Origin of the sequence: Streptomyces sp. 3214.6, from assembly GCF_900129855.1 — a bacterium.
Classification (GTDB): Bacteria; Actinomycetota; Actinomycetes; order Streptomycetales; family Streptomycetaceae; genus Streptomyces; species Streptomyces soliscabiei.
In genome coordinates this window covers 326,647-342,974 of sequence record NZ_LT670819.1, presented here as the reverse complement: position 1 = coordinate 342,974, position 16,328 = coordinate 326,647, and the positions used below count along the sequence as shown (strand labels likewise).

The 16,328-nt window shown below is 68.5% G+C and carries 13 protein-coding genes and 4 pseudogenes; 5 read left to right on the top strand and 12 right to left on the bottom strand.

All coding sequences use genetic code 11. The annotated features are described in order from the left end of the window. Positions 1-28 precede the first annotated feature (28 nt). Positions 29-271 carry a hypothetical protein gene (locus B5557_RS01420; RefSeq protein ID WP_231976205.1) on the bottom strand — a complete coding sequence of 81 codons (243 nt, stop codon included), beginning with the start codon at positions 269-271 and terminating at the stop codon, positions 29-31. On the opposite strand from B5557_RS01420, the pseudogene B5557_RS01415 reads away from it, so the two are divergent. Next, positions 239-1,095, top strand: a pseudogene (locus B5557_RS01415) (telomere-associated protein Tap); the annotation flags it as partial. The gene B5557_RS01420 and the pseudogene B5557_RS01415 sit on opposite strands and share 33 nt — an antisense overlap. A 9-nt stretch (positions 1,096-1,104) precedes the next feature. Beyond that, positions 1,105-1,695: a telomere-protecting terminal protein Tpg gene (tpg, locus tag B5557_RS01410; protein WP_079657387.1), complete on the top strand. Its 591-nt coding sequence runs from the start codon at positions 1,105-1,107 to the stop codon at positions 1,693-1,695. Positions 1,696-1,923: 228 nt separating this feature from the next. On the opposite strand, the gene B5557_RS01405 is transcribed toward tpg, so the two are convergent. Both B5557_RS01405 and B5557_RS01400 read right to left on the bottom strand, forming a co-directional pair. Next, positions 1,924-2,727 carry a helix-turn-helix domain-containing protein gene (locus tag B5557_RS01405; RefSeq protein WP_079664517.1) on the bottom strand — a complete coding sequence of 268 codons (804 nt, stop codon included), beginning with the start codon at positions 2,725-2,727 and terminating at the stop codon, positions 1,924-1,926. Between the two features lie 106 nt (positions 2,728-2,833). Continuing rightward, positions 2,834-3,610, bottom strand: coding sequence for an alpha/beta fold hydrolase (locus tag B5557_RS01400; protein ID WP_443031379.1), 777 nt, complete (start codon positions 3,608-3,610; stop codon positions 2,834-2,836). 369 nt (positions 3,611-3,979) lie between these two features. Here B5557_RS01400 and B5557_RS45610 point away from each other — a divergent pair, with 369 nt between their 5' ends. Next, entirely contained in the window at positions 3,980-4,102 is a 123-nt protein-coding gene (locus B5557_RS45610; RefSeq protein WP_269460236.1) for a hypothetical protein, read from the top strand. Here B5557_RS45610 and B5557_RS01395 read toward each other — a convergent pair. The 3 genes and pseudogenes from B5557_RS01395 to B5557_RS01385 all read right to left on the bottom strand — a co-directional run. Continuing rightward, a pseudogene (locus tag B5557_RS01395) lies at positions 4,084-4,358 on the bottom strand (IS701 family transposase); the annotation flags it as partial. The gene B5557_RS45610 and the pseudogene B5557_RS01395 sit on opposite strands and share 19 nt — an antisense overlap. A gap of 329 nt (positions 4,359-4,687) precedes the next feature. Further along, positions 4,688-6,142: a C4-dicarboxylate transporter DctA gene (gene dctA / locus B5557_RS01390; protein WP_079657386.1), complete on the bottom strand. Its 1,455-nt coding sequence runs from the start codon at positions 6,140-6,142 to the stop codon at positions 4,688-4,690. Further along, positions 6,139-7,257, bottom strand: coding sequence for a PrpF domain-containing protein (locus B5557_RS01385; protein WP_079657385.1), 1,119 nt, complete (start codon positions 7,255-7,257; stop codon positions 6,139-6,141). The genes dctA and B5557_RS01385 overlap by 4 nt, the downstream gene beginning before the upstream one ends. A gap of 131 nt (positions 7,258-7,388) precedes the next feature. Here B5557_RS01385 and B5557_RS01380 point away from each other — a divergent pair, with 131 nt between their 5' ends. Next, positions 7,389-8,297: a LysR family transcriptional regulator gene (locus B5557_RS01380; RefSeq protein WP_079657384.1), complete on the top strand. Its 909-nt coding sequence runs from the start codon at positions 7,389-7,391 to the stop codon at positions 8,295-8,297. A gap of 1,037 nt (positions 8,298-9,334) precedes the next feature. Here the strand turns inward: B5557_RS01380 and B5557_RS01375 are convergent. Next, positions 9,335-10,450, bottom strand: coding sequence for an alkene reductase (locus B5557_RS01375; protein WP_079657383.1), 1,116 nt, complete (start codon positions 10,448-10,450; stop codon positions 9,335-9,337). A 661-nt stretch (positions 10,451-11,111) separates the two neighbouring features. Between B5557_RS01375 and B5557_RS01370 the strand changes: the two genes are divergently transcribed. Beyond that, a complete protein-coding gene (locus B5557_RS01370; RefSeq protein ID WP_079657382.1) occupies positions 11,112-11,987 on the top strand; it encodes an NAD-dependent epimerase/dehydratase family protein in 876 nt (291 codons plus the stop codon). A gap of 75 nt (positions 11,988-12,062) precedes the next feature. On the opposite strand, the pseudogene B5557_RS01365 reads toward B5557_RS01370, so the two are convergent. The 5 genes and pseudogenes from B5557_RS01365 to B5557_RS01335 all read right to left on the bottom strand — a co-directional run. Further along, positions 12,063-12,269, bottom strand: a pseudogene (locus tag B5557_RS01365) (transposase family protein); the annotation flags it as partial. 14 nt (positions 12,270-12,283) lie between these two features. Then, the gene (locus tag B5557_RS01360; RefSeq protein ID WP_079657381.1) at positions 12,284-13,039 is read right to left on the bottom strand and encodes a hypothetical protein; all 756 of its coding nucleotides are present in this window, start codon (positions 13,037-13,039) and stop codon (positions 12,284-12,286) included. Positions 13,040-13,336: 297 nt separating this feature from the next. Continuing rightward, a pseudogene (locus tag B5557_RS42445) lies at positions 13,337-14,266 on the bottom strand (IS5 family transposase); the annotation flags it as partial. Positions 14,267-14,325: 59 nt separating this feature from the next. Next, complete coding sequence (locus B5557_RS44670) at positions 14,326-15,333, bottom strand: tyrosine-type recombinase/integrase (protein ID WP_231976204.1); 1,008 nt, start codon at positions 15,331-15,333, stop codon at positions 14,326-14,328. Between the two features lie 188 nt (positions 15,334-15,521). Next, positions 15,522-16,154 (bottom strand): HAD family hydrolase, encoded by a 633-nt coding sequence (locus B5557_RS01335; RefSeq protein ID WP_443031327.1) that lies wholly within the window; start codon positions 16,152-16,154, stop codon positions 15,522-15,524. Positions 16,155-16,328 lie beyond the last annotated feature (174 nt).

The window sequence follows — 16,328 nt, the reverse complement described above, 5'->3', positions numbered from 1 at the left end:
CATCAAGCCGGCCAACGGCGTCGGAGGATCACACGTTGTAGTAGACGGTGCCGTCGTGGCCGCGAGTGTTGCCGGTTATCCCGTCGCCCTTCTGCCCGGTGACCAGCACCGTGCGGTACCCGGACGGCGCGATCCGCACCAGCGCCGGCCGTTCGCCTGCGGGCGTGCCCACCATCGAGACGGTCAGTGAATTGTCCGGGGCGACGGTGATGTTCTCGGGCACGTCGCCGGTGGCGAGGTCGTCGGCCTCGGCGCCCCGGACCGTTTCCACGCGCCGAAGTTCAACCCGAAGATCCCGGGCTCCTGGCTGGTCGGCCTGAGCCATGTGGAGCTGGACCCGCGCCTGCCCTCGCCGTTCACGCAGGCCGGCGAGTGCCCGGCGGGCCCGGCCTCGTACCAGACGCACACCGTCGCCTACGCCCAGGGGCTCGGCTGTAACGCGGCGCCGATCGAGGCGTACCTGTGCCGCGAGACCGGCGCGTACCTGGTTCCGTGGCACGACCGCCTCAAGTCCGCGTACGTCGACACTCTCGCCGACCTCGGTGTCACCAAGGGCCTCACGGATGCGGAGTTCCTGGCGGCGATGGAGCGGCACAAGGAGGTCGACCCGGCGGTGGCCGCGGTGCTGTCCGTGATCAAGGCCACGGTCAAGGGCGGCATCGGGAAGTTGTTCGAGAACCCGCAGGGCAAGGGCTACAAGGGCGGCGACCCGTGGCCGGCCATGCAGCGCCCGGCCTGGCGCCCCGACATCCGTACCGCCGTCATCTCCAAGGCCCGGGTCAACATGCACCGCAAGGTGCTCAACGTGGCCAAGATGACGGGCCTGTACCCGCTGGCCGTGCTCTCCGACTGCGTCGTCTACCCCGCTGCCAGCCCGAGCCCGCTGGACTTCCTGCCCTACGCGGAGTCCGGCAGGCCCGTCCCCGGCGCCTTCCGTCTCGGGCCACCCCGGGCCTGGCGGAGCTGGAGGGCGTCCAGTCGATGCTGTGGGCGGCCGGCCTGATGGAGCAGGGCCTCAATCCGGCCCGCCGCATCAAGGGCGGCGACGCCGTCCTGGACGACGGGGAGCAGGCCGTGACGACCGACCTGACCTAGGGAATTGACATGGCGCGACGGATCCGTCCCACGAACGCGGACCGCGGCGACGCGCTGATCGGCGAGGCCGTTGAGCGCGCCAGCTGGGAGATGTTCACCCGCGAGCCGCCCATGCCCCTCCAGGGGCGCGTCAACTTCCTGGTCAGGCAGCTGAAGACGACCAAGGCCGTCGCGGCGGGGCTCGGCATCAGCCAGCGGTCCGTGGAGCGCTACCGCAAGGGTGGGGGCAAGCACCCCCCGAGGGCGATCGCCGGCCGGATCGACGCCGCGGTCCGCGCCCGCTGGCAGCCGCGGGTGCGGACCCAGCGGCAGAAGCGGGCCGCCGCCACGGGCGGGATCACCGTGGAGACCCGGGCGCGGTTCGGCTACGACGCTCCCGGCGGCACCACCGACGACGGCCGCTTCCGCCGCCTCACCGCCCGTCTGCCGGCCTCCTACGCCAAGCGGCTGTTCGACGCCCAGCAGGGCCGTAGCACCGAGTCACCGAACGAGGTGATCGCCGAAGGCCTCCAGGAGGTCTGCCTCAAGGACAACGGCCATCGTGCCGATTGCCTGGAAGTCGAATTCACGGATATCGACTGCATCGACGTCGATTGTTGAAAGGCCAGAAACGAGAATGGCGAGCATCAATTACTGTGCCGAAGCACGGTAGTTGTCACAAAGGTAGGCTTGTCGTCACCACGACCGGCACTCGCACAACACGCCGAGCGGATGAGAGCGCCCTGTCGCATGGGATCTGTCGGCTTCCCACCTGTTCTCATTCGTGCTGTCCGACTCATTCGGGCACGTGCTGAGGGCCGCCGCCTGCTCCGTTCGTGGAGCCTGTGCTCACCTCGCCGGGACCTGACGTAACGCAGACAGCGACGGCGATAGGCCGGCGAACGAAGTCGGCCACGCGACGTCGTCCATCGCGAGCCACGGCGCAGCGGCTACGGCGGCGGGCGTCACCCCGGTAAACGCCTTGACCTCGCGGTGGAGGTGCGACTGGTCGACGTAGCCGCTTGCGGCCGCCACCCGAGCGGTGGCGTTACCCGCTGCGAGAAGGTGGGCGGCGTGGTCGAAGCGCACCAGCTGGGCGGCGCGCTTGGGAGTGAGGCCGATCTGGGACCGGAAGCGGGACCACAGGCGCTTACGGCTCCAGCCCACCTCGTTCGCCAGGTTGTCGACCCGCACCTGTCCCCGGCTGTTGAGCATCCGCCGCCAGGCGGCAGCGATCTCCCGATCGAGCGGCGGGCGGGTGTCCAGCCGTCGGCCAAGGACATCCGCCGCGATCGTGAACCGTTCGTCCCATGATGTGGCGGCGCGCAGCCTGTCCTCGGTTTGCCTGGCGTCGCGGCCCCAGAGATCTTCCAGCAAGGCCACGGTCCCGACGACCTCGGTCGACGCGCTGAGTACTGCGGCCGCCGCGACCGGCGACAGCCGAATCTGGAGGCACTGGCCTGCCTCGGCCGTCCGACTGCTGATCCGGAAGTCGCCCGGGATGAGGCCTACGACCACGCTGCCGTGTTCGCGTCGGCCGTGGGCGTTGTAGACGAGGCCGTCTTCGCTCAGGTCCACGAACAGGGTGACTGATGGGTGCGCGACCATGGTGATGTCCACTGGCGCCGGGACGCGATGGCTGAACCCGGCCATGCTGATCCCGGGCAGTCGCTCTGACTGCCGCGGGAGTGCGATCTGCACCGATGTCCGGTCAAGTGGTAACTCTGTGGCCCGCACAGCACCAGGGTAGCGATCGGTGTCAGCGGCCTGCCGCCGCGAAGGCCAGCAGCAACTCGCTTGTCGTCTCCGGCGCTTCCAGCATGGGGAAGTGTCCGACGTCGGGCAGCCACTCGACGCGCGCATTTGGCACCGTGTCGTAGAGGTGTGCCGAAGACGGGTCCCAGCGGCGGTCGGCATTGCCGAAGATGACCAGGACCGGGACGTCGAAGGCGGTCAGGCGCTCGGGCATGCTCCGCTCGGCGATATACGCGGCGTTTCGGCGCAACACCCTCCTGAACGTGCGATAGCCGATGCCCCGGACCTCGGCGACCAGGTCGTCCGGGACGTCCACCGGGCGGTTGCACACGGCGGTCACCCCCCTGCGGAGCATCGCGTCCGAACGGATCGGCCACAGGAGCGGGCCCAGCGGCGGGGCAATCAGCACCCGAAGGAAGACGGGCTGCGCAAGGAGCGCGCCGGGACTCGGGCCGCTGCTGATCAGTGCCAGCGAACCGACCAGGTCAGGGCGCTGTTCAGTAAGCGCGGTGGCGATGTATCCACCGCTGGAGTGCCCGACCACGGTGGCCGGACGAAGGCCGAGTGCGTCGAGCACCGCGGCCAAGCGGCCTGCCTGCTCAGGCACGTCGTACGACGGCGCGGGCGAGGACCGGCCGTGACCTGGGAGGTCCACCCGGATGACGTGATACTGGTCGGCGAGCGCCGGCACCACCGGGCTCCAGGAGCCGCCCGAGGATCCCGATCCGTGGATGAGCACCAGCGGCGGTGCCTGCCACGGGCCGTAGTGGACCACATGCATCCCGTGCAAGCGCGTGACATCGTCATGTTCCATGTACGGGACGATGCCTGCGCTGCCAGCTGTCAGTCTTGTACAAATGTCGTCCCGACGCTGACGCTCGCCGGTCATCTCTGTCTCCACGGTGAGCGCGAGTGAGGCGAAAGCCAGGCTGTTTGAGAACGTCAGCCATCGGCAGTCTCCGGCCGCCTGGCATTCATGCAGGTCAACGAGTCGCTACCTGCCACTACCCACGACGGGACAGAGGGAGTCCTTGCTGGTGAGCCGCTTGGAGGACGGCAGAGTCCGGTGAGACCAACTCTGCTGCGCGGGCCCTCGGTGACAAGAAGCTTGCTGAGTCGGTGACAACTACGGTGCTTCGCTCCCTCAAAGTTGCTGACCAGTACCGATCTTGGTGACAACTGGGTGCCGGCCTTCGAGCAGGAGTGGGCGGCGGCGCTGGAGGAGTCGCGCCGGACGTTCTCCCTCGCCCACCTAAGGTGTTCGACGACGTAGTCGCGCACGTCGTTCAGAACTTCGTCGGCGTCCCCTCGATCCGGTTCAGCAACCGGTGGATGCGATCGGGGCCCGCATGCCCGGCTTCCTCCGCCAGCGTCCATCCGTTCTTACGCTGCAGCGGCGCAATCAGACCCCGCATGTAAGCAAGCGCCGACTGACGCGGCACCTCCCGGTTGAACCTGTGCAAGAACCGCTCATGCAGAGCGTCAAGTTCACCGGCCCACAGCCTGACATCAGCAAGGTCCCCACCCATACCCACACCAACGAACGAACTGGCCAGCAGTCACGACAAGCACCGTTGCAGTTAGATGGCATCAGCTCTGGCAGCGGCGCCCAGCAGCGTCGACTGAAGTCTCGGTGGGCGCACAGCGGGCGTCGACACCGCAGCAGGATCGGCTGCGGACTCCGCGGCCGGGCAGGCGCCGTTGGTACTGCGTCGGGAATCTGCGAGAGCGGCCGCTGTGATGACGTTGCAGGGTGCTGCCACGAGTGAGAGGCCCCTGATCGCAAGCAGGGGCCGGTCCGGAGTACGGGCCCCGGACCGGCTGTGGGTGTGGGTGTGGGTGTGGGTGTGGGTGAGCGTTAGCCAGCGGTGGGCACGGGGTCACGGTCCGGTCCGGCCGCTGACTTCAGCTCGGCCGCTTCGGTGAGCTTCGCGTCGGGTACGGGGCTGACCTGCTGCTTTGGCCCACCCTGCGACTCATGGGCGCGGTCGGTCTCGGGAGCGGAGGTGTACGGGATCTCGCCACGCAGGACGGCGTTGGCACGGGCCGTGTCGAGTTGCCCCTCCCACTTGGCCACCGCCAGGGTGGCGACGCCGTTGCCCACGACGCTGGTCAGAGCCCGGGCCTCGGACATGAAGCGGTCGATACCGAAGATGAGGGCCAGGGCGGCGACGGGTACGTGCGGAACGGCGCTGAGCGTGGCGGCCAGGGCGATGAAACCGGAGCCGGTGACGCCCGCGGCGCCCTTGGAGGTGAGCAGCATGACGGCGAGCATCGACAACTGCTGGGTGAGGCTGAGGTCGATGCCGAGGGCCTGGGCGAGGAAGACCGAGCCCATGGTCAGGTAGATCGCGGTGCCGTCGAGGTTGAAGGAGTATCCAGCGGGCAGTGTGATGCCCACGACCGGCTTGGAGGCGCCGGCATGCTGCAGTTTGGCCATCATGCGCGGCAGCACCGGCTCGCTGGACGAGGTGCCCAGGACGATCAGCAGCTCCTCCTTGATGTACCGGAGGAAGGGGAGCAGACGCAGGCCGTTGATGCGCATGACCGTCCCGAGGACGACCACGACGAAGAACAGGGCGGTGAGCCAGAAGGAGCCGACTAGCAGGAAGAGGTGACGCAGGGTGTCGAGACCGTAGTTGCCGATGGTGAAGGCCATGGAGCCGAAGGCGCCGATCGGGGCCAGCCGCATGATCCAGCGGATGAGCGTGAACAGGACCTTGGACAGCTTCTCAATGCCCTGTGTGATCCCCGTCCCGGCCTCGCCGGCGGCGTTCAGGCCGAAGCCGAACAGGACCGAGACCAGAAGCACCGGCAGGATCTCGTGGCCGGTCAGCGCGCCGGGCAGGGTGTCCGGAATGTTGGAGAGGACGAACGCGGAGACGCTCTCGTGGCTCTGAGTCGCCGCCGGCGGCAGGCCCTTGGTGGAAAGGGTGGACGGATCGACGTGCAGTCCGCTGCCGGGCTTGACGAGGTTGACGACGACCAGGCCGATCACCATGGCGACGGTGGTCAGTACCTCGAAGTAGATCAGCGCCTTGAGACTGACCCGTCCGACGGCGCGCGCGTTGCCCATGGAGGCGATGCCGTGGACGACGGTACAGAAGATGACCGGGGCGATCATCATGCGTACGAGCGCGATGAAGCCGTCGCCCAGGGGCTTCAGGTCGGCTCCGAACGAGGGCCACAGCCAGCCGACCGCTGCCCCGGCAAGGACACCGATCAGGCACTGGACGTACAGCAGAGACAGCAGTCGGCGAATGCGGCCGGGTGGGGCGGTGACGGTGCCCGGGGCGGCGTCGTTGCGGCTCATGCGAGGCGTCCTTCCAGGACGGGAACGAGGAGTTCGGCTCGGGCGATGCGGCGGGCGGCGCGGTGCAGCAGCACCGTGGGGGACGCGCCGTGCGCCGCGGGGACGGATTGGGCGGTGATGACACCGGCCGGGGTGCCCAGGCGCAGCGTCCCGTCGGCGGTCTGCCGGGCGACGCGGTGAGCGAGGGTGCCGGGGGTAGCGGCTGCGGTGGCCAGCGCGACGGCCGAGGTGAGACCGATCGCCGGGTGGGGTGCGTGCATGGAAACCATGCGGACGGCCAGGTCGTGCTCGTCCTCTCCGACCGGGGTGCCGTCGGTGGTGTGGTAGGCGGCGGGGCGGGCGACGACGCCGACCTTCGGCACGGCGTGGCTGACGGGATCGTGCTCCTTGGCCAGGCCCATGGCAAGGGCGGCCTGCCGGCGCAGCACGGTGAGCGCCGGCAACGCCGCGGCGAACTCGGCCAGAGACTCGGTGCCCTGGAGGCTGAAGGCCTTGGCCTCGAACAGCGCGGCCGGGGCGCCGGCGTCGACCAGGGACGCCTCGACCCGGCCGGCGGGCCCGGTCAGGGTGTCCACGGCGCGGCCGGTCGGCAGGGCGCGCCCCGTGGTCGAACCCGCCGGGTCCTCGAAGCCGAGCAGGACCGGCACACCGAGCGCGGCGGTACCGGGCACCGCGGCCGTACCCTCCTCTGGGGCCGTCCGTCCGGGGGTGGGGATGGTGCCGGTGAGGCGGGCCCGGGTGTTGACATTGAGCATCCGCACCGTGGTGGAGTCCGACGTGATCGGCACCAGGCCGTTGTGGACGGCGTACAGGGCGACGGCAGTCGCGCAGTTGCCGCAGTTGCTGGTCCATTCCACGCGCTCGTCACCGATGCCGACCTGCGCGAAGGCGTACTCGACGTCGACGTCCGGCTCCGTCGAGGCCTGGACTATCGCGGCCTTGGAAGTGGTGGAGGAGGCACCGCCGACGCCGTCGATCTGGCGGGGGTCGGCGGCGTTGTAGGCGGCGAGCAGCAGAGCGTCGGCGTTCACGCCGGTCGCCACCACGTCGTGGTGGTCGAAGATCCAGCACTTGCTGGTTCCTCCGCGGATCATCTCGCCCTGCAGACGCAACACAACAGACTCCTCGTGGAAACCCCGGCGGCACTTCCGTGGGGATGCGATCCACAGTGGGCGCGGAGAGCGTGAAGTACAATCTCGGAAATCTGCAGGGGTATTAAGTTGGAATTAACGCTGGAGGTGGTGCGGTGCTCGACGTCCGGCGCATCCTGCTCTTCACCGAAGTCGCCCGCCGGGGCTCGGTCACCGCGACCGCACGGGCCCTCAACTACACTCCGTCAGCGGTGTCCCAGCAGGTCAGCCGCCTGGAGGCGGAGGCCGGGCAGCCCCTGCTGGAGCGGCATGCGCGGGGCGTCACGCTCACCGACGCGGGACGCGCACTGGCCGAGCGCGGGGAGCGGATCGAGCGCGAGCTGACGGCTGCGAAGAATGAGCTCGCCGACTTCGCGGGACTGCGTGCGGGCAACCTCCGGGTCGGCACCTTCCCCACTGTCGGCGCCTCCCTTCTCCCGCGGGCCGTGATCGCCTTCCGGGAAGCGCACCCCGACGTACGGCTGACGGTCCGCAGTGCCCGTATCGCGGGCCTGTGGGCGATGCTGGAGAACCGGGAGGTCGAGATGTCCTTGATGTGGGACTACGACTGGAACCGAATCGATCGCGAAGACATCGTGGTCACCTCACTCGCCGACGACCCCCCGGCGCTCCTCGTCAGCAACGACCATCCGCTCGCCGGCCAGCCCTTGGCTACCCTCGCCGACTTCGCGAACGACTCCTGGATCACCCGTGCCGACAACCACCCGGTGGCCGAGGCTCTCGCCCGCAGCTGCCACACAGCCGGGTTCGAGCCGCAGATCGCCTACGAGGCCCACGACTACCAGGAGGCCCAGGCCATGGTCGCCGCAGGCATCGGCGTCGCCCTCGCCCCCACCCTCGCCCTGGAAGGTATCCGAGGCGGCGTCAGCGTCCTGCCGCTGCAGCCCCCTGCCCCGGTGCGCCGCATCCTCCTCGTCCGCATGAGCGACCACGTCCTCACCCCTGCCGCCCAGGCCTTCGCGGGCTTCCTGCGCGACAGCGCGGCGGTCGGCGCGCCGTCCTGACCTGCCGCGTTGTACGTCCACCAGGGCAACGGTCTCCCCGCCGACGTCCTCACCGAGATGACCAAGTTGGTGACCCGCCATGACGGCCCGCCACCCAGTGATCGGCCCCTACTTGCCCCGGACCGGTGGGACCGGGTGTCACCGGCATCCGTCCAGATTCTGCAAGACCGAACACCGTCCCGTGCCCTCCGCCCACGCCAAGTCGTTCCTCCTGAAACAACTGTGGCGGCACGACGAGGATGGATCTCCTGTCGGCGGCGCCGATGTCACCGGCCATGGCGAGTCGCGGAGTGAAGTGCACCCGCCCTCTCGAGATCGGCAGCGCTGGACGACAGCCCGTGGACAGCTCAACAGCGCATAACCGAAGTTATGAATGGGGTTTCGTTCTGTCCGTTGTCCACTGCGGGCATGGCTCAGGGCCCTCCGGCGTGAAGGGCCCTTGACCAGTGGTGGCGTCGGTTGGGGAGCCCTTAACGAGCGGTGAATCAGGTGCCATCCAACTCGTGAACCGCCTCCGAGGTCGCCGCCTCGAAATCTCAGCTGGACGGCGAGCCTGGTGGCGCTGCTTTTGTTCCGTAGCCAGCCCGCCTCGTCGCCGGACAGGGTGAAGTAGTCCACCACCCCGTCCAGACCCAGATCCCGCCCCACCGACAGCCCCTTTCGTCACCCCCGTTCCCAGCGTTCGGGCTGGACGATATGGGCGCCGGTGTACAGCGGGGACGGATATCGGCGAAGGACTCCCTTACGGAAGGCGGACCTGGCAATCGGCCGACGCCGGAAAACTGTCATTCGCGTCAGCTGTGGCCGAAGGCCGCCGCGGTGGCCACGCACGAGAGCGATGTGCTCGACGAGGTCACCGAACGCAGGCTGCTGACCAGGAACCTGCGGACCGTCAACGCCCTGACGGACCCGACGGTCCTCGAGCCGGTGATCGCCGGTGTGACCGCGGGCTCAATGGGGCGGGCACGGTGTCGCCGGCCGGGCGCCTGTCCATGGGGGAGTGGGGCTGCCGCATGGACAGGCGTGACCCTGGGGCCTCAAGCCGCTTCGAGGAACGGGTAGTCGGTGTAGCCCTCGGCGCCCGGCCCGTAGAACAGTTCCGGCCGCGGCTCGTTCTCCGGGTGCCCGCCCTGCCAGCGCTCGACCAGGTCGGGGTTGGCGATGAGGGCCCGGCCCACGGCCACGGCGTCGGCGTGGCCGGCCTCGATCTGCTGGAGCGCCTGCTCGCGGGTGGTCTGCCCCCCGCCGAGGGGGCCGTTGTTGACGATCAGCTTGCCGTCGAAGCGCCGTCGCAGCTCCTGTACCAGGTCGCCGCCCGGCTCGGCGTGCAGTACGGAGAGGTAGGCCAGGCCCAGCGGGCGCAGTTGGTCGAGCAGGGTGCCGTAGGTGGCCAGGACGTCGTCCCGGTCGGTCTCGAAGACGTCCCCGAAGTCGACCTCCGGTGAGATCCGCAGCCCGACCCGCTCGGCACCGACGGCCTGGGCGATGGCCGTGACGACCTCGACGACGAAGCGGGCGCGGTTGTGCGGCGAGCCGCCGTATTCATCGGTGCGCTGGTTGGCCGCCGGGGAGAGGAACTGGTGGAGCAGGTAGCCGTTGGCGCCGTGGATTTCCACGCCGTCCGCTCCCGCCTCGATGGCCCGGCGGGCCGCGGTGACGAAGTCCTTAAGGGCTGCACGGATCTCTGCGGTGGTCATCGCTTCCGGTACGGGGTAGGGCTGCTCGCCCTTCTCGGTGAACGTCTCGCCGCTGCGGGCGATCGCGCTGGGGGCGAGGATGCGGCGGCCGCCGTTGACGTCGGGGTGGGTTTGGCGGCCGGCGTGCATGATCTGCAGGACGATGCGGCCGCCCTCGGCGTGCACCGCCTCGAACACCCGCTGCCAGCCGGCCGCCTGCTCGTCGGTGGCGATGCCCGGCTCACCGACATACCCCTGCGACGCGTGGTCGGGGTAGGTGCCCTCGGCGATGATCAGCCCGACGCTCGCCCGCTGCCGGTAGTACTCGACCATCAGGTCCCCGGGGATGCCGGCGGAACCGGACCGGACCCGGGTCATCGGTGCCATGACGATGCGGTTGGCGAGCTCGATCTTCCCGAGAGAGACGGGCGAGAAAAGTGACGGAGCGGGCGAGACTTCTGAAGTGTTGACAGGCATGGGTTTCTTTCTTTCTGCACTACGGAGGGAAACGGGATGAAGGCCTGCGGCGCAGGGGGTCCACGCCGTGCCGGCGGAGGCGCGGATGCGGTCCTCGGGCAGGCGCGGGCCCGCTGACGGTGACGCGGTTCCATGACCGCGATCGGGGTGTGGGCGGTGTTGGCGGCGAACGTGGTGAGAGCCGCATGCCGTCGGCGTCGACGCCGGTGTCGACGCCGGTTCAAGCGCAACTGCCCGCCGGAGTACGGACGTTCGCCCGGTGCGCACGATCAGCAGCCAGCCAGCCAGCCAGCCAGCCAGCCAGCCAGCCAGCCAGCCAGCCAGGTGACGAAGTCATGGGTGCCGCCGCCGGAATCGGTACGGATCGGTGTCTGCACCCCGCGCCGCGACCGACTCCCTCGACGCGCCCCCGCGAAGAGGGCCGATACACGGCTTCACCTGGAACGCGCTTTTGGCGGGGCGGGAACAGCGATCTCAGCGCTCCTCATTCTCACCGACCTGAGGCACTTCCGCCGGCCGATCGCCCATCGGACAGCCTGCTCCACGAAAGCGCGAGGCTAAAGGCTGTCCCGTATGGTGATGGGGGCTCGTTGCAAGTCCCCACCTCCTGCTCACCGCGTATGCAGACCTGCTCATGTTGGCTCCCCACCCGCTGGTTGTCATGACCGGCGATGAGAGGATTGCCGCCTGCCCGGATCAGGGCGTTGTTGAGGTCGAACAGGGGAGGCGTGCAGTGGGGCTGGGAACAGTCGTCGTCACCGGGGCAGCAGGAAACATCGGCTCGGTCGTGCGCCGGGCGTTGCGCAGCGAGGTCAGCCGCCTGGTCTTGCTCGACCGCGTTCCCCTCCAGGTCGAGGCCGCGAACGAGGTGGTCCACACCGTCGACCTTCGGGACGCGGCCGCCGTCGAGGCTGCGCTCGCGGGTGCGGACACCGTGCTCCACCTGGGCGGCCTGCCGGACGAGGCACCGCTTGAGCATCTCCTCGACACCAACGTGCTGGGTACCCACCATGTCCTGGAAGCCGCCCGCCGCGCGGCGATTCCACGGGTCGTGCTGGCCAGCAGCAACCGCGTGACCGGTTTCTATCCCACGGCCCATCGCACCGGCCCACAGGAGCCGGTGCGCCCCGACGGCCTGTACGGGGTGAGCAAGGCAGCTATCGAGGCCCTGGGGCAGCTGTATGCGGACAAGTTCGACGTTTCCGTGATCTGCCTGCGTATCGGCAGCTTCGAGGAGACGCCTACCGAGCCGCGCCACCTGGCGACCTGGCTCAGCCCGCGCGATGCCGTCGGCTTCTGCCGCGCCGCGCTTACCGCCCCGCTCTCCACGCGCTTTGCCACCGTGTACGCCGTCTCTGCCAACACCCGCCGCTTCTGGGAACTCCCCGCGGAATCCGAACTGGCCTACACGCCCATCGACAACGCCGAAACACATGCGCCGCACATCACCGACGCTGATTTCCCTGCCGATCCCGAAGCTCCGCAAGCCGGCCCGTATGCCCTGCCCGAGTTCACGTTGAAACACATCCGGCCCTGACTCACCCTTGGCCCACCGCTCGGGCATTCCGGTGGCTCTCCGAGTGAGGGGCCAGCGCCAACCATGCGGCGTGAGTTATCCAGTGAGGGCGAGGTTGTGAAGGCGGGCGATGCCGAGCATGGTCTGATGGACGCCATCACCCTTGAGCCTGCAGTCCCGCAGGATCTTCCAGTTCTTCAGTCGGGACAGAGCATGCTCAACCCGAGCACGGGCTTTGCGGTGCACCTTGTTCTCAGCCTCCTGCTGCGGGCTCAGGCGCCGTTGACCACGCCGTTTGCGGTGACGATCGTCAGCGCTCAGAAGATGAAGGTGCGGAACCGTGTGGTCGGCGGTATCCGCTTGTCGGGCGGCTGGAGCGTGCACCGGCCGTCGGTGCGCTCGCGCAGGTACGTGTCAATGGCCGAGATCGGCGCCCCTGACACGGAGTACGGGTTGAGGGCGATCGGCGTGCCGTAGTAGATCAGATGGAGGGCGGCGGCCATCTGCTCCGGCGAGTGCTTGTCCATGTCCGCTGTACGGATCAGGTCGCGAAGTTCGGCCTTGACCCGATGCGCTTCGAGCGGCCACTCGCGAGCGACAAAGGGCGGAAGGGGATCGATGCCGTTAATGATCGGAGAGTAAAGGCACCAGAAGAAACCGGTGTTGTCGGGACCTCGCCGGTACCGGCTCTCCAACATCGGCCACCAATCGACGTGCAGCGGGAAGTCGCCGGTGTACGCGGGGCTGTAGTCCAGGCCGGATGCGGTCAGGCGCATCGCCGGAAGCGGACGCTTACGCCAGCGCAACCAGCTCCCGATCCGCGCGATGTGCCGGTTACCGAGCCACAGTGCCGGCAGACCGATCACGACCGCTGCGGCCACACCTGCGTGCAGCACCGCCCCGGTGTGATGGCATAGCAGCAGAGCGCTGGTCCACCCGTCGCCGACGACGAGTGCGAGGAATACCACGGCACCCAACACATTCGGCCGGACGTCCCCGGCCGTGACGAACAGGACCAGTTCGCCGGCCTCGGCGCGAGGTTGTTCGGTGGAGGGCGGCTCATCGTCTGCCATGGTTCGATGATGACAGCCGCTGTCCCACCGCATACAGGCGTTGGCTGTTAACACCCTTCCATCCCAGCGCGTGTACCGGCCATGACCTCCTTGGGTCGTGTCCCGCATCGTGGTGTGGGGATCAAGCGTTAGCTTGTCTTTTAACCTCTGTCCGTCAGTCCAGCAGCACTGTCGTGAACCTCAGGTGGTGCGTCGCCAGCCATTCCTGCATGCGGTCCCAGCGTTGCCAGCCACCGCGCTCGGCCAGAGCTTGGGTGTAGACGGGCTCCCCGCCGGCCACGCGGTCGGCGACGAAGGCCCGGCAGGACGCGGTGGCCTGTTCGATGACGTCGGGCAGTTCAGCGCGGTCCTGCCGGGATAGCCCGTAACCGTCGGCGAGAATCCGCAATCGCGTCGGGGCATCCAGCCCTGCGGGATAGAGAGCCATCGCGGATTCGGGATCGAGCATGCAGTGTGATCGCGGCCCAGGTGATCAGAGATTCCGAGTGCTGGATGAGGCGCTCGTAGTCCCGGGCGTGACGGCGGGCGTGCATGATCCAGGCGAGCGATCTCTCGACGACCCAGGGGCGGGGCAGGATGACGAATCCGGTGGCGTCCTTGGGACGGCTGATGGTCTTGAGCGTCAGGTTCAGGTGCTTCTTCGCCCAGGTCACGAGCTGTCCGGCATAGCCGGAGTCCGCCCAGACGATGGTGCTCGGGGTGCATGAGCCGCAGCCTGAACAGGACTTCCTTTGCCGCGTCGCGGTCGGTCGTGTCGGCCGGGGTGACCATGACGAACAGCGGCAGGCCCTTGGTGTCGACGACCAGGTGCCGCTTGCGCCCGTTGATTTTCTTCGCTCCGTCGTAGCCCCGGCTGTCCTTGCCGACGGTCTCCGCGGCCTTGACGGACTGGGAGTCGATGACGGTGGCGACCGCGCCGGGGGCCCGGCCCATCTCGCGGCGGATGCGTTTGCGCAGCTGGTCGCGGATCTGTCCGACGACGCCGGCCGCCGCCCAGCAGGCCATGAAGTTGTAGCAGGTCCGCCAGGGCGGGAAGTCCCTGGGCAGGGCCCTCCACTTGCATCTGGTGTCCACGACGTAGCGGATCGCGTCGACGACCTCGCGGCGCGGGTGCTTCTCGGGGCGTCCCCCCTTGGGGGACTCGCAGGCCGGCGGCGGGAGGAGGGGCTCGATGAGGGCCCATTCGTCGTCATAGGTGTCGGAGGGGTAGCAGCGGTGCCGAGACAAACTCAACCTCCCTTCCTGGGGCGGGGGTTGGGGGACGGCCGCGCCGTCCCCCAACCCGGTCAGGTGTTGATGTACTCGGCGATGATGTCGAGCGTGGACTCGACCGAGCCGAGCTGGGTGTTGAGGTGTTTGATCCACCGTCCTTTCGGCTGGAGAGCGGCGTGCGGGCCGACGACGGCGGTGATGAACCGGCGGATCTCGGTGAGCTTCTCCCTCACGATCGAGAGTTCGTATGCCTGGAGTTCGGCGGTGTCGGTGCAGAACCGGTAGCCGTCCTTCTTCGTCCAGATCAGGGGCGGCCAGCCCCGTTCGGCGATGATGTCGCGCAGGCAGGCCAGTCCCGCGCGGGTCTGGCTGGGCGTCAGCTCGCCCGAGCGGACGAGCTGGGGGAAGGTCAGCCCGGCCGGGCGGGCCAACCGCTCCGTGGTCGGGCGTCCTTCGAGCTCCATGAGATAGCGGAGCCGGTTGCGGATGGTCCCGCGATGCAGGCTGCCGCCGGACTCGTCGGCGAACAGCACTGGCGAGTCGGGGAACTTGGGCCGCACGTCGTCCAGGAACCATCGCAGCACCAGGTCCAGGCCGTCGAGCATGGGCACCCAGCGCGGTCGCGGCCTGGAGGTGTGAGCCCCTTTGCCGAAGCGGACGTGGAGCTTGCCGAACGGCCCGCGGGTGAAGTGCACGTCCGGCTTTTCCAGCAGTGATGCCTCCTCCGAGCGGAGCCCGGCGTGATACAGCGTCCGGAACAGCGCATAGTCCCGGGCGGCGGGCCCGTACTTCCTGGCGGTGGCGATCCGCTGCTTCATGAAGTCGAAGAACTCCGCCACCCGCTCCGGTGTCGGCGGCGGCACGAGGGTCGGGGAGTCGTCGCCGACATGCCGGGAGGCGTTGAACTCGACGACCGGGCAGACCAGCCGGACGCCGAACGCGGCCTCGATCTCGGCCGCCTTGCGGGCCTGCAGGAACCGGTGGAACCCCTTGAAGATCTGCACGTACTCGCGCCGGGTCGAGGTCGCCCGGCCCTTCACCGCGAGGTCGCCGACCACACGGTCGATGTCCTCCGGTGTCACCTCTCACACAGGTCGGCCCAGGGCCGCGAGGGTCCGCTCCAGCAGGCCGATGTCGTTGTCGATGGTCACCGGGCTGAACCCGCGGGCCCGCCAAGAGGCGACGAACGTGTCAACGCACGTGGCTTGGAACTGCCACGGGTCCGTTGCACCGCCTGGCCGGCAACCGCTGAAGGCCGGCCAGGCCGACATCATCCGAGCAGGACAGGCCCTACAACCCGGGGACCAGCGTCCAGATGGGCTGCGATGCGCGTAATCGTCCGTGCGTTGTCCTCGAACAGATGCGCCTGCATGCCCGCTGCCTGAGCAGCCTCAACATTGACTGCGAAATCGTCGATGAACAGACAGCTCTCCGGCCGCACCTCCAGGCTGGCGCATACGGCCTCGAAGGCACGCGGGTCCGGCTTCTCGACGCCGATCTCGTGCGAGTACACGATTTGCTCGACCAGTTCGTCGAAGTGATACAACGCCGTCTCCCGCTCCCGGGCGCCGACGAAGCTGTTGCTCAGAATGCCCAGGCTGCAGCTTCCTCGCAGCCCACGCACATAAGCGATGAGCTCCTCGTTAGGCGTTCCCAAGTACTCCGCCCAGAGACCAGCCATGAAGGCTTCAACCTGGAGCGCGTCGAGCCCCAAGCGTGCTGCCACCTGCTCGTGGACCTCTCGTTCACTGATACTCCCGACGCTCCCGGCTTGCCACACGTCGCGCATCCGCTCATGCACAGTGCCGAGCGGCAGCTCCAGCCGCTCTTCCCACCGCTGCACCCACCCCGTTTCCGGCGTGATCTCCAACACGCCACCGATATCGAGAATGACGGCCGTCACTCGAACTCCCCCTCTTCGTCCTGCCCGGCTGGCGAGCGCACATCGCTCGCTCATGTGATCTACGGAGACACTGTCGCCCTTCCCTCTGGGGCTAGGTCAAGCGATCTTGAAACCTTGTGGCAGCCCTGTTGCGAGCCGCCGACACGACTCCGCTACATCGGGCAGCTGCCTTCA

Excerpts from the sequence above, each read along its gene's own strand:
- tpg (WP_079657387.1), top strand. The coding sequence starts at position 1,105 with ATGGCGCGACGGATCCGTCCCACGAACGCGGACCGCGGCGACGCGCTG.
- B5557_RS01405 (WP_079664517.1), bottom strand. The coding sequence starts at position 2,727 with ATGGCCGGGTTCAGCCATCGCGTCCCGGCGCCAGTGGACATCACCATG.
- B5557_RS01400 (WP_443031379.1), bottom strand. The coding sequence starts at position 3,610 with ATGCATGTGGTCCACTACGGCCCGTGGCAGGCACCGCCGCTGGTGCTC.
- dctA (WP_079657386.1), bottom strand. The coding sequence starts at position 6,142 with ATGAGCCGCAACGACGCCGCCCCGGGCACCGTCACCGCCCCACCCGGC.
- B5557_RS01375 (WP_079657383.1), bottom strand. The coding sequence starts at position 10,450 with ATGCCTGTCAACACTTCAGAAGTCTCGCCCGCTCCGTCACTTTTCTCG.
- B5557_RS01370 (WP_079657382.1), top strand. The coding sequence starts at position 11,112 with ATGACCGGCGATGAGAGGATTGCCGCCTGCCCGGATCAGGGCGTTGTT.
- B5557_RS01360 (WP_079657381.1), bottom strand. The coding sequence starts at position 13,039 with ATGGCAGACGATGAGCCGCCCTCCACCGAACAACCTCGCGCCGAGGCC.